Source organism: Ensifer sp. (assembly GCF_035999185.1).
In the GTDB taxonomy this organism is placed as follows: Bacteria; Pseudomonadota; Alphaproteobacteria; order Rhizobiales; family Rhizobiaceae; genus Ensifer.
Genome location: NZ_DASYHB010000189.1, coordinates 1 through 11,441, shown reverse-complemented (window position 1 = coordinate 11,441; position 11,441 = coordinate 1). Strand labels below are relative to the sequence as shown.

Here is an 11,441-nt window from a genome sequence, read left to right as displayed (position 1 = left end):
ACAACGGTTGCTGAATATCGGAAATTGATTTGTTGAAATCGTAGTGCGATCATGCCGCCACAATCAAGGTCTGGAGGAACCATTCATGTACGAACTGGGTCATTTCATCGATGGCAAGCGCGTCGCCGGCAAGAGCGGCCGCGTCAGCAACATCTTCAACCCGGCAACCGGCGAAGTGCAGGGCACCGTGGCGCTCGCAAGCGACGCGGAACTGGCAGCAGCCGTTGAAAGCGCCAAGGCAGCACAGCCGAAGTGGGCAGCCACCAACCCACAGCGCCGCGCCCGTGTCTTCATGAAGTTCGTCGAACTCCTGAACGCGCACATGAACGAACTTGCCGAGATCCTGTCGCGCGAGCACGGCAAGACGATCGAAGACGCCAAGGGTGACCTCATCCGCGGCCTGGAAGTCTGCGAGTTCGTCATCGGCATTCCGCATCTGCAGAAGAGCGAGTTCACCGAAGGTGCCGGCCCCGGCATCGACATGTACTCGATCCGCCAGGCCGTCGGCATCGGCGCGGGCATCACCCCGTTCAACTTCCCGGCGATGATCCCGATGTGGATGTTCGCGCCGGCAATCGCCTGCGGCAACGCCTTCATCCTGAAGCCGTCCGAGCGTGACCCGTCCGTTCCGATCCGCCTGGCCGAACTGATGATCGAGGCAGGCCTGCCGGCAGGCATCCTCAACGTCGTCAACGGCGACAAGGGCGCGGTCGATGCGATCCTGACCCACCCGGATATCTCCGCGGTATCGTTCGTCGGCTCGACCCCGATCGCCCGCTACGTCTACGGTACCGCGGCGATGAACGGCAAGCGCGCCCAGTGCTTCGGCGGCGCCAAGAACCACATGATCATCATGCCCGACGCCGACATGGACCAGGCCGCCAACGCCCTGATGGGCGCCGGCTACGGCTCGGCCGGCGAGCGCTGCATGGCGATCTCGGTTGCCGTCCCGGTCGGTGAGGACACTGCCAACCGCCTGATCGCAAAGCTGACCCCGATGGTCGAGAGCCTGCGCATCGGCCCCTACACCGACGAGAAGGCCGACATGGGGCCTGTCGTCACCAAGGAAGCCGAGCAGCGCATCAGAAGCCTGATCGACAGCGGTGTCGAGCAGGGCGCCAAGCTCGTCGTCGACGGCCGCGACTTCAAGCTCCAGGGCTATGAGCAGGGCCACTTCATCGGCGGCTGCCTGTTCGACAACGTCACGCCCGACATGGACATCTACAAGACGGAAATCTTCGGACCGGTTCTCTCGGTCGTCCGCGCCAAGAACTACGAAGAAGCCCTCGATCTGCCGATGAAGCACGAATACGGCAACGGCGTCGCGATCTACACCCGCGACGGCGACGCTGCCCGTGACTTCGCTTCGCGCATCAACATCGGCATGGTCGGCGTCAACGTGCCGATCCCGGTTCCGCTCGCCTACCATTCCTTCGGCGGCTGGAAGTCCTCGTCCTTCGGCGACCTCAACCAGCACGGTCCGGACTCGATCAAGTTCTGGACCCGCACGAAGACGATCACCGAGCGCTGGCCTTCGGGCATCAAGGACGGTGCCGAATTCGTCATGCCGACGATGAAGTAATACGGGATACGATATCCTCCCGCCTCAGGGCCTCCTTCGGGAGGCCCTTTTTTGTTGCATTCGGGAGCGCGGCACAACTAGTGTGGGAATCGCAGAGGGGCGGCGCGAATATGGATCGCAGCGCAAACGTTGTTTCTGGCAACCGGTGGGCGGGGGCACACCAAGCCAGTCATGCATGATCTTGTGTATTTGACGCGCGGCGGCGGATTTTTGGGCTGCTGCCGTATGGGATGGATCGAGGGGGAATTCCATGGTCGTAGCTGAAGCGACGTCGTTTGAGGAAGTGCCGGCGCGGGATGTGTCGAGCGATTTTCACCGCTTCTCGTTCATGGGAAGCGGCAAGGAGTATTTCGGGATCTGGATTGTGAACGTGCTTCTGACGATCGTCACGCTCGGCATCTATTCCGCCTGGGCGAAAGTGCGCCGCAACAGATACTTTTATGGAAACACCGTTCTCCTCGACCGTGGATTTGAATACCATGCCAAAGGCAAGCAGATCCTGATCGGGCGGCTCATCGTCCTTGGCGGGTTGGTCGTCCTGAACATCATCGCCACCCTCGTGCCGATATTGGCGCTGCTGCCGACGCTCGCCGTCATCGTCGCTCTACCCTGGCTGGTTGTCAGGGGTCTGCGGTTCAATGCGCGCGTGACGAGCTATCGCAACGTCCGCTTCGACTTCGTTGGGGGCGTCGGCGGCGCCTTCAAGGCGTTTATCCTCGGTGGCCTGTTGACCATCATTTCGCTTGGCCTCTTGGCTCCACTCGCCAGCCGCTGGACCGGTCGCTACGTCGGCTCGAACCTGCGTTTTGGCGGCAAGGCTTTTTACACGGATCCGCCACTTGCGCCGCTCTATCGCGGGCTGCTCATCGGCGCCCTCTTCGGCATCGTGGTGGGGGTCGTCGCAGCGGCGATCATCATGGGCACGTTTCGAGCGACTTCCCCGGCCGCGAGCAGCCTGGACGATACGGTGCAAGTCTCGCTCCTGTGGCTTCTTGCGGGCAGCAGCTACGTCATCGTGCTGCTCGTCTACGGTACCGCCATGCTGTTTTATCGCGCTGCCGTGCGCAATGCAGTCTGGAGCGCAACGCGCTTCGATGAAAAGCATCGGTTCCTCAGTGGCCTGTCTCGGGGGCGCTACACCTGGATCGCGATTTCCAACCTGCTCGTCACGATCCTGACGCTCGGCCTCATGCGGCCCTGGGCCGCGGTGCGAATGGCGCGCTATACCTGGGAACATACCAGCGTACTGGTCGCCGGATCGGTCGGCATCCTCGTCAGCGAGCTCGAACAGCAAGGTTCGGCAGTCGGCGCAGAATTCATCGAATTCGAAGGTTTCGATTTTGGTTTCTGACCGCGCGCCAATTGCCTTGGGAGAATGGCATCCGCCCGGTTCGAGCCGGTCGGTGCCTTCGCGGCTTGTGGAATCCGGCGGGCAGATTGCCGCGCAAGACGAGACGCGCGCCAATCTCGCGGCAGCGGATTTCGGGCAGCTCGACATCGCCGCGCGTGTCGGCTCGATCCCGCGGCGGGTCGAGTTCCCGGACGGATCACTTTTCGAGACGACCGACAACGACGCTATCGATCGGTTGCTGACGGAACGCGGCAACGTGGTCCACGGCTTCATACACCAGCTGGAACGCTTTCGGCCGCGCCTCATCCTCGTGGTCGCCGCGACGATAGCGCTCGGCTGGGCCGTGTATCGCTTTGCGGTTCCGGCATTGGTCGAAGTTGCGGTCATGGTAACGCCCCCGGTCGTCCCGCAGATCATGTCGGCGAGCGCCCTGAAAGCGCTGGACAGTGGCATCCTTGATCAAACGCAGCTGACGGCAGAGCGGCAGGGCAGGATCCGTGAAGGCTTCCGGTCGATCGCCAACGCCTCCAGTCGCGGCGAGGCCGGATACACGCTCAACTTCCGCAAGGGCGGCGTGGTCGGCCCCAATGCCTTCGCCTTGCCGGATGGCACCCTGATCGTCACCGACGAACTCGTGGACCTTGCCGGCGACGACACGGAAATGATCGTCGGCGTGCTGGCGCACGAGATCGGTCACGTCGAACTGAAGCACAGTCTTCGGCAGGTCTATCGTGCAGCCGGCGTCGCTGGGCTGATCATGATGATCGGCGGCGACATCGGGTCCGGTGCCGAAGACGTGCTTGTTCAGGGTGCAGGTCTGGTTTCGCTGTCCTATTCACGCGGTGCTGAAAGTGCTGCCGACCGGCACTCCGTCGAGCTGATGCTGAAGGCGGGCAGGGATCCGGCGGCGATCGCCCGGTTCTTCGACCTGCTGGAAGACAAGCTCGACGATCACGGTGACACCAGCATTCTGTCGACCCATCCCGGCACGCCCGAGCGGCGCAAGGCGATCCTCGATTACGCGGCCGAACTCAGCGCCAAGGCGCAGTGATCCTGCAGCTTCCTTCGCACCTGGTGCCCCAGAAACGAAAACAGCGGGCCTTCGGCCCGCTGTCTGCACCTTGAAAGTGGCGTGCGATCAGTCCTGCGGACCGTCGTTGTAGCCGACCTTGTCGACCAGTTCCGAGGCCTTCTTGCGGTTCGCCGCGATGTCTGCGAGCGGCAGTTCGTCCGGCTTGATCGGGCCAAAGGACTTCACGACGTCGGACGGTTCAGCGCCCGGCAGAACCGGATACTCGAACACCTGCTCGGCGTAGATCTTCTGGGCTTCGCCTTCCGACAGGAATTCCATCAGCTTCAGCGCGTTGTCCTTGTTCGGGGAATTCTTGGCAAGCGCCATGCCCGAGATGTTGACGTGCGTGCCGCGGTCCTTGGCGTTCGGGAACAGCACCTTGATGGCGGCTGCCCATTCCTTCTGCACCGGTTCCTTCTCGTTGGTCATCATCAGACCGACATAATAGGTGTTGCCGAGCGCAAGATCGCATTCGCCGGCAAGGATCGCCTTGGCCTGGTCGCGGTCGCCGCCGTCGGGCTTCTTGGCGAGATTGTTCTTGAGGCCGGTCAGCCACTTCTCGGTCTCGGCTTCGCCGTGGTGGGCGATCATCGAGGCGAACAGGCCGATGTTGTAGGAGTGCTGGCCGTCACGCGTGCAGATCTTGCCCTTCCACTTCGGATCGGCGAGCTCTTCATAGGTGATGTCGTTTTCAGTGACGCGGTCCTTGGACGCGTAGACGACGCGGCCGCGGGTGGTGAGGCCGAACCAGTTGCCCTCAGGGTCACGGAAGTGTGCCGGGATGTCCTTGTTGATCGTCTCGTTGACGACAGGCTGGGTGACGCCCGCGTCCTTGGCTTCGGTCAGGCGGCTGATGTCGACAGTGAGGATCACGTCGGCCGGCGAGTTGGCGCCTTCGGCCTGGATGCGCTCGACGAGGCCCTTGTCGAGGAACAGCACATTGGTGGTGATGCCGGTGTCCTTGGTGAAGGCGTCGAGCAGCGGCTTGATCAGGTCTGGCTGCCGGTAGGAGTAGATGTTGACCTCACCGTCAGCCCAGGCGGCGGTCGAGGCGAAGAGGGTTGCCGTCAGGGACAGAACGCCCATTGCTGCTCTTGAAACGGACATCGCTTCCTCCATTTTCTTGTTTGAGCTAAGTTAACAAAAATGCTCATCTTTCTTGACGGCAGCACTGCAAACAGTCAATCGGGTAACCGTAAACGCTCAAGAAGAAGTGATCTTTTCGGTTTTTGGAATTGTTCCAAACTACGATCCGTCCTATATGAAGAGTTCGTGAACCTCTCGATGCCGGAGTGAATGATGCGTCTGACGAAACAAACGAACTACGCCGTTCGCATGTTGATGTATTGCGCCGCCAACGGCGAAAAGCTCAGCCGCATTCCCGAAATCGCCAGGGCCTATGGCGTTTCTGAGTTGTTTCTGTTCAAGATCTTGCAGCCGCTGACCAAGGCTGGCCTCGTCGAAACCGTGCGCGGCCGCAACGGCGGCGTTCGTCTGCCGAAGCCCGCATCGGCCATTACGCTGTTTGACGTCGTCAAAGTGACCGAAGACAGTTTCGCGATGGCGGAATGCTTCGAGGCGGGTGAGATCGAATGCCCGCTCGTCGACAGCTGTGGCCTCAATTCGGCGCTGCGCAAGGCGTTGAACGCGTTCTTCGAGGTGCTCCAGGGCTATACGATCGACGACCTGGTCAAGGCGCGCCCGCAGATCAATTTCCTGCTCGGCCTCGAAGAGACGAAGCGCCCGCAGACGACGGCCGCCTGAATTCCTCACAGGCTGCTGCCAGATTTCATTCCCGTGGAAGGTACTCTCGCAGGATGAAGTCGATTGCGGTCGGGTCTATTTCCGCCTTGTCGATGCGGAAATCGGCGCCGTATTCTTCCAGTTTCTGAAAATAGGGCTCGGCGAGCGACGCTGAGATCACCCCGATCGGTCCGATATAGCCATGGAGCCGGAGCGCCGGCACCGTCTCGCGAAAATCGACCTGCGGCTTGAGGCGGTTGTCGAGCAAGATCATCGACACCGGCTGGCCTGAGCTCAGGAACGCCAACGCCCCTTCCATCGTCTGGCAATAATGCAGCTGGATGTCGACATTGCTGACCTTGCGGATCAGTGCGCGCAGGATCAGGTTTTCCGCCGGATCGTCGTCAACAAGCAGGATGTGGGCTTTTCGCGTCATGACCGATGCTCTTGCTGATTGCGAGGGTCCTGTTCGTTGGGCGCGGCAAGGCTTGAGCAAAGCCGCGCATCGGCTGTCATTGGATGATCTGCTCTCGGATCGCCTTGGCCACCATCTGGGTGCGGTTGACGACGTCGAGCTTCTTCAGGATCGTTGCCGTGTGCGAGTTCACCGTGTGCTCGGACACGGATACGATGAGGGCGATCTCGCTCGCCGTCTTGCCATGCGAGATCCACTTGAGAATTTCGGTTTCTCTTGGCGTGAGCCCCAGGCCCGCCTTGTTGGCCAGGCCGACCCGATAGAAATAGTCGAACGCACAGATCGCGTCATAGGCAAGCCCGACATGCTCGGCACGACCGATATCCTCGCCATCGCCGAGAAAGAGCACTGCGTAGCGTGCGCCGGTGGCAGCAGCGTGCACCGGTACGCTGACGAGCAGTTCGAAACCGAGCTGCACCAGCAGGTTTTGGCCGGTATCGCAGCCTGGATCCTCGGCCCGCCAAACCGACGAAATCGCCGATCGGTGCAGCGTCTTGTAGAACTGGCTGTCGCCGAAGCGATGGCGCTTGTCGTATTCCTCGGCAAGTCCCGACGGGAGATCATGCAAGGCCAGCCGTGACGAGAGCATGCACGCGTCGTTCTCGCTGCCGAGCTGGAGAATGCCGAAATGGCTGAAACCGAACCGTAATGCCATCGTGTGGAATATGCGGAAGAAGTCGACGCGGTTCAGCGCTTTCTCGAGTTCGTCGCGAAGATCGTACCGCCTATGGTTTTCGAGCAAAGCCGCCACGGAATGGCTATCCCCTTATCGTCGTGCGGCAGTCTATCCCGCGCGCCGCAGCGATCAATCGGCAAAATGCGTGGCCGGTCTTGCTGACAGCGGGCGTCATGCCCATCCCCCGGCTGGCCCGCCGAAAGACGAGGCGCTGCAAGAAGCGGCTGTCAGTCCCTCCCAAGGACATATTGGCACGTCGATTGTCTCCCCCGAGATTTGTATACATTTTATTGCACAATCCTGCTGGGGATTTCTACCATACTATCTTGGGATTGACGGAAGACGGCGACGACCGAATCGCAAGCCTGCGTGCGGATCGATCGCGCCGCATGGCCGGGCGCGTTGCTGTTTCGCGAGCCGGGCATTCGCGCTAGAATAGGGCTGCGCAGAGCCTGTCGTGACGACAGCAAGACAAGGGCGGCGCGCAGGCGCGCCAGGTCAGCAAAGCGGTTGTGAAGCCGTTGCAAAAGGGCGTTGCGCGACGCCGATTTGTCAGCCGATTCTAAAACAGTGGACAGATGTCGCTGCTCTACCTGCGGGCGAATTTTTCGCATAGACAAATTTCTGTGGCTACTTATTGCATTGCGACGCCAAATGTCGTTCCATCCGGCCTTGACCGGGGGGCAACGGCATTCCGCGTCAGGAAAACACGAGAACAAAAACAAATCTGGGAAGCAAAGCTCATGAAAAAGCTCACTACTCTGTTTGCAGCGACGGCGCTTGCCACGCTGATGGCCGGCTCTGCCTGGTCGAAGACGTTCGTCTATTGCTCGGAAGGTTCGCCAGAGGGTTTTGACCCGGGCCTGTACACCGCCGGCACGACGTTCGACGCGGCTGCGCACACGGTCTACAACCGTCTGCTCGAGTTCAAGAAGGGCACGACCGAAGTCGAGCCGGGCCTTGCTGAGAGCTGGACGATTTCCGACGACGGTCTCGTCTACACGTTCAAGCTGCGTCCGGGCGTCAAGTTCCAGACGACCGAGTTCTTCACGCCGACCCGCGAGCTCACCGCAGACGACGTGGTGTTCTCCTATGAGCGCCAGCTGAAGGCTGACAACCCCTGGAACAAGTACATCGCCGGCACGTCGTGGGAATATGCCGCCGGCATGGGCTTCCCGGAAGTCATCAAGTCGGTCGAGAAGGTTGACGACCTGACGGTCAAGTTCACCCTGACGCGCAAGGAAGCTCCGTTCCTCGCCAACATCGCGATGCCGTTCGCTTCGATCCTGTCGAAGGAATACGCCGACAAGCTGCAGGCTGACGGCAAGATGGAACAGATGAACCAGATGCCGCTCGGCACCGGTCCGTTCGCTTTCGTCGCCTACCAGCAGGACGCCGTCATCCGCTACAAGGCAAACCCGGACTATTGGGGTGGCAAGCAGAAGATCGACGACCTCGTCTTCGCGATCACCTCGGACGCTTCGGTCCGTTACCAGAAGCTGCAGGCTGGCGAATGCCACCTGATGCCGTTCCCGAACGCTGCCGACGTTGCAAAGATGAAGGCTGACCCGAACCTGAAGGTCATGGAACAGGCAGGCCTGAACGTCTCCTACCTCGCCTACAACACGACCCAGGCTCCGTTTGACAAGCCGGAAGTCCGCAAGGCGCTGAACAAGGCGATCAACAAGCAGGCAATCGTCGACGCCGTCTTCCAGGGCGCTGCCCAGCCGGCCGTCAACCCGATCCCGCCGACAATGTGGTCCTACAACGACAAGCTCGAAGACGATACCTACGAGCCAGAAGTTGCCAAGAAGATGCTTGAAGACGCAGGCGTCAAGGACTTGTCGATGAAGCTCTGGGCGATGCCGGTATCGCGTCCGTACATGCTGAACGCTCGTCGTGCAGCTGAACTGATGCAGTCGGACTTCGCCAAGATCGGCGTCAAGGTCGAGATCGTGTCCTACGAATGGGCCGAATACCTCGACAAGTCCAAGGCCAAGGATCGTGACGGTGCCGTCATCCTCGGCTGGACCGGCGACAACGGCGACCCGGACAACTTCCTCGACACGCTGCTCGGCTGCAACGCTGTTGGCGGTAACAACCGTGCACAGTGGTGCAACCAGGAATTCGACGCCCTCGTGAAGAAGGCGAAGGAAACCTCTGATATCGCCGAACGCACCAAGCTCTACGAAGAAGCTCAGGCTGTCTTCAAGCGCGAAGCACCCTGGGCGACGATCGACCACTCGCTCTCGGTCGTGCCGATGCGCAAGAATGTCGAAGGCTTCGTTCAGAGCCCGCTCGGCGATTTTGCCTTCGACGGCGTGGACATCACCGAGTAATTTAGTTAACTGATCCTTAAGGGGGCGTTTGCCAAGGGCAAGCGCCCCTCTTTGCATCCACTATAGCGACCCGAACTCCAGCTGGAGCACACAAGGTCGCTGTGGCATTTCGACTTGCTGCATGCTTGGCCGTTAAGTGGGAAAGCATGCAGTGGTGCCAGCGGCGGGATACAATGCCGCGGCAACATGGCGCGGGGTTTAACATGTTCCGATTTCTCTTGGGGCGACTGGCAGTTCTGATTCCGACATTCATCGGGGTCTCCATCATCGCCTTCTCCTTCATCCGCCTGCTTCCGGGCGATCCGGTGGCGCTGCTTTCGGGCGAGCGCGTCATGTCGCCGGAGCGACATGCCGAAATTTCACATGCGCTTGGTTTCGACCGGCCGATCGTGGTCCAGTACCTCGATTATCTCTGGGGCGTGCTCCACGGCGATTTCGGCACGTCGATCGTGACCAAGAAGCCGGTTCTCGACCAGTTCTTCGATCTGTTCCCGGCGACCGTCGAGCTTTCGCTCTGCGCGATCCTGTTTGCGGTCATCCTCGGCATTCCCGCCGGCGTGATCGCGGCGATCAAGCGCGGCTCGGCCGTCGATCAGGCGATGATGGGCACGGCACTCGTCGGCTTCTCCATGCCGATCTTCTGGTGGGGCCTGCTGTTGATCATGCTGGTCTCCGGCATGCTGCAGTGGACGCCGGTCTCGGGCCGCATCTCGCTGATGTACTTCTTCCCGCCGGTCACCGGCTTCATGCTGATCGACTCGCTGCTGTCCGGTCAGGCCGGTGCTTTCAAGTCGGCGGTCAGCCATCTGATCCTGCCGACGATCGTGCTCGGAACCATTCCGCTTGCGGTCATCGCGCGCCAGACGCGCTCGGCGATGCTTGAGGTTCTCTCCGAAGACTATGTGCGCACGGCACGCGCCAAGGGCCTTTCGACCTTCCGGGTCGTCGGCGTCCATGCGCTGCGCAATGCGATGATCCCGGTTGTCACCACCATCGGTCTGCAGGTGGGCGTCATGCTTGCCGGTGCGATCCTCACCGAAACGATCTTCTCCTGGCCGGGCATCGGCAAGTGGATGGTGGATTCGGTATCGCGCCGCGACTATGCCGTCATCCAGGGCGGTCTTCTGGTCATCGCTGCGGTGATCATGCTGGTCAACCTGATCGTCGACCTGCTCTACGGTCTCATCAATCCGCGCATCCGGCACTAAGGAGGGCGTCATGTCTCAAGCTGCTGCAACAAGCACCGTTTCGACCGATCCGTCCCGCCGGGCGCGTCTGGCCGAGTTCTGGTATTACTTCTCCGAGAACCGTGGCGCCGTTATCGGCCTCGTGTTCTTCCTGTTCCTCGTTCTGCTCGCGATCTTTGCACCGTGGGTCGCTCCGCATGATCCGGTGGCGCAGTACCGCGACGCGGTTCTGATCCCGCCGGTCTGGCAGGAGGGCGGCCGCGCCGGCTTCCTGCTCGGCACCGATGCCGTCGGCCGCGACATGCTGTCCCGTCTGATCTACGGCACGCGCTTCTCGCTGTTCGTCGGCGTCATCGTTACGACGCTGTCGCTCGTCGGCGGCATCGCGCTCGGCGTCATCGCCGGCTACTTCCGTGGCTGGGTCGATACCGTCATCATGCGCGTGATGGACATCATTCTCGCCTTCCCGTCGCTGCTGCTCGCCCTCGTGCTGGTGGCCGTTCTCGGTCCGGGCCTCGTCAACGCCATGATCGCCATCGCGCTCGTCTTCCAGCCGCACTTCGTGCGCCTGACGCGCGCCGCCGTCATGAGCGAAAAGACCCGTGACTATGTCGTTGCCGCCAAGGTTGCCGGCGCCGGCCACGGTCGTCTGATGTTCAAGACGATCCTGCCGAACTGCATGGCACCGCTGATCGTCCAGGCCACGCTCTCCTTCTCGAGCGCCATCCTCGACGCGGCTGCCCTCGGCTTCCTCGGCATGGGCGCCCAGCCGCCGACACCGGAATGGGGCACGATGCTCGCCGAAGCGCGCGAGTTCATCAGCAGCCACTGGTGGGTGGTCACGCTGCCGGGCATCGCGATCCTGATCACGGTGCTGGCGATCAACCTGATGGGTGACGGCCTGCGCGATGCGCTCGATCCCAAGCTGAAGAGGTCCTGATCATGGCGCTTCTCGAAATCGAAAACCTGGTCGTCGAATTCCAGACGGCCTCCGGTCCCTTCCGCGCCGTCAACGG

At 61.3% G+C, this 11,441-nt stretch carries 11 protein-coding genes; 7 read left to right on the top strand and 4 right to left on the bottom strand.

Translation table 11 applies throughout. The features are described from left to right. The first annotated feature begins 85 nt into the window (after positions 1-85). The 3 genes from VGO04_RS25645 (at position 86) to VGO04_RS25635 (ending at position 3,984) form a co-directional block, all read left to right on the top strand. Positions 86-1,582: a CoA-acylating methylmalonate-semialdehyde dehydrogenase gene (locus VGO04_RS25645; protein WP_327498780.1), complete on the top strand. Its 1,497-nt coding sequence runs from the start codon at positions 86-88 to the stop codon at positions 1,580-1,582. 250 nt (positions 1,583-1,832) lie between these two features. Then, complete coding sequence (locus VGO04_RS25640; RefSeq protein WP_327498779.1) at positions 1,833-2,933, top strand: YjgN family protein; 1,101 nt, start codon at positions 1,833-1,835, stop codon at positions 2,931-2,933. After that, positions 2,923-3,984: a M48 family metallopeptidase gene (locus tag VGO04_RS25635; RefSeq protein WP_327498778.1), complete on the top strand. Its 1,062-nt coding sequence runs from the start codon at positions 2,923-2,925 to the stop codon at positions 3,982-3,984. The genes VGO04_RS25640 and VGO04_RS25635 overlap by 11 nt, the downstream gene beginning before the upstream one ends. Before the next feature lie 87 nt (positions 3,985-4,071). Here VGO04_RS25635 and VGO04_RS25630 read toward each other — a convergent pair whose 3' ends face one another. Next, positions 4,072-5,112: a Fe(3+) ABC transporter substrate-binding protein gene (locus tag VGO04_RS25630; protein ID WP_327498777.1), complete on the bottom strand. Its 1,041-nt coding sequence runs from the start codon at positions 5,110-5,112 to the stop codon at positions 4,072-4,074. A 192-nt stretch (positions 5,113-5,304) separates the two neighbouring features. Here VGO04_RS25630 and rirA point away from each other — a divergent pair, with 192 nt between their 5' ends. Continuing rightward, the gene (gene rirA / locus VGO04_RS25625) at positions 5,305-5,769 is read left to right on the top strand and encodes an iron-responsive transcriptional regulator RirA (protein WP_327498776.1); all 465 of its coding nucleotides are present in this window, start codon (positions 5,305-5,307) and stop codon (positions 5,767-5,769) included. 25 nt (positions 5,770-5,794) lie between these two features. On the opposite strand, the gene VGO04_RS25620 is transcribed toward rirA, so the two are convergent. The 3 genes from VGO04_RS25620 to VGO04_RS25610 all read right to left on the bottom strand — a co-directional run bounded on the left by VGO04_RS25620 (position 5,795) and on the right by VGO04_RS25610 (position 7,513). Continuing rightward, the gene (locus tag VGO04_RS25620; protein ID WP_327498775.1) at positions 5,795-6,184 is read right to left on the bottom strand and encodes a response regulator; all 390 of its coding nucleotides are present in this window, start codon (positions 6,182-6,184) and stop codon (positions 5,795-5,797) included. A 76-nt stretch (positions 6,185-6,260) separates the two neighbouring features. Next, positions 6,261-6,974, bottom strand: a complete 714-nt coding sequence (locus VGO04_RS25615) for a helix-turn-helix transcriptional regulator (protein ID WP_327498774.1) — start codon at positions 6,972-6,974, stop codon at positions 6,261-6,263. Between the two features lie 212 nt (positions 6,975-7,186). Continuing rightward, positions 7,187-7,513 (bottom strand): hypothetical protein, encoded by a 327-nt coding sequence (locus VGO04_RS25610; protein ID WP_327498773.1) that lies wholly within the window; start codon positions 7,511-7,513, stop codon positions 7,187-7,189. 129 nt (positions 7,514-7,642) lie between these two features. Here VGO04_RS25610 and VGO04_RS25605 point away from each other — a divergent pair, with 129 nt between their 5' ends. The 3 genes from VGO04_RS25605 to VGO04_RS25595 all read left to right on the top strand — a co-directional run bounded on the left by VGO04_RS25605 (position 7,643) and on the right by VGO04_RS25595 (position 11,365). Next, positions 7,643-9,238: an ABC transporter substrate-binding protein gene (locus tag VGO04_RS25605; RefSeq protein WP_327498772.1), complete on the top strand. Its 1,596-nt coding sequence runs from the start codon at positions 7,643-7,645 to the stop codon at positions 9,236-9,238. 203 nt (positions 9,239-9,441) lie between these two features. After that, on the top strand, positions 9,442-10,446 hold the full coding sequence (locus VGO04_RS25600) for an ABC transporter permease subunit (protein WP_327498771.1): 1,005 nt from the start codon (positions 9,442-9,444) through the stop codon (positions 10,444-10,446). A gap of 10 nt (positions 10,447-10,456) precedes the next feature. Then, complete coding sequence (locus VGO04_RS25595; protein WP_327498770.1) at positions 10,457-11,365, top strand: ABC transporter permease subunit; 909 nt, start codon at positions 10,457-10,459, stop codon at positions 11,363-11,365. Positions 11,366-11,441: the final 76 nt, after the last annotated feature.

Coding starts and splice junctions, on each gene's coding strand:
- VGO04_RS25605 (WP_327498772.1), top strand. CDS start 7,643: ATGAAAAAGCTCACTACTCTGTTTGCAGCGACGGCGCTTGCCACGCTG.
- VGO04_RS25645 (WP_327498780.1), top strand. CDS start 86: ATGTACGAACTGGGTCATTTCATCGATGGCAAGCGCGTCGCCGGCAAG.
- VGO04_RS25595 (WP_327498770.1), top strand. CDS start 10,457: ATGTCTCAAGCTGCTGCAACAAGCACCGTTTCGACCGATCCGTCCCGC.
- VGO04_RS25630 (WP_327498777.1), bottom strand. CDS start 5,112: ATGTCCGTTTCAAGAGCAGCAATGGGCGTTCTGTCCCTGACGGCAACC.
- VGO04_RS25610 (WP_327498773.1), bottom strand. CDS start 7,513: ATGCGAAAAATTCGCCCGCAGGTAGAGCAGCGACATCTGTCCACTGTT.
- VGO04_RS25640 (WP_327498779.1), top strand. CDS start 1,833: ATGGTCGTAGCTGAAGCGACGTCGTTTGAGGAAGTGCCGGCGCGGGAT.
- VGO04_RS25600 (WP_327498771.1), top strand. CDS start 9,442: ATGTTCCGATTTCTCTTGGGGCGACTGGCAGTTCTGATTCCGACATTC.
- rirA (WP_327498776.1), top strand. CDS start 5,305: ATGCGTCTGACGAAACAAACGAACTACGCCGTTCGCATGTTGATGTAT.
- VGO04_RS25620 (WP_327498775.1), bottom strand. CDS start 6,184: ATGACGCGAAAAGCCCACATCCTGCTTGTTGACGACGATCCGGCGGAA.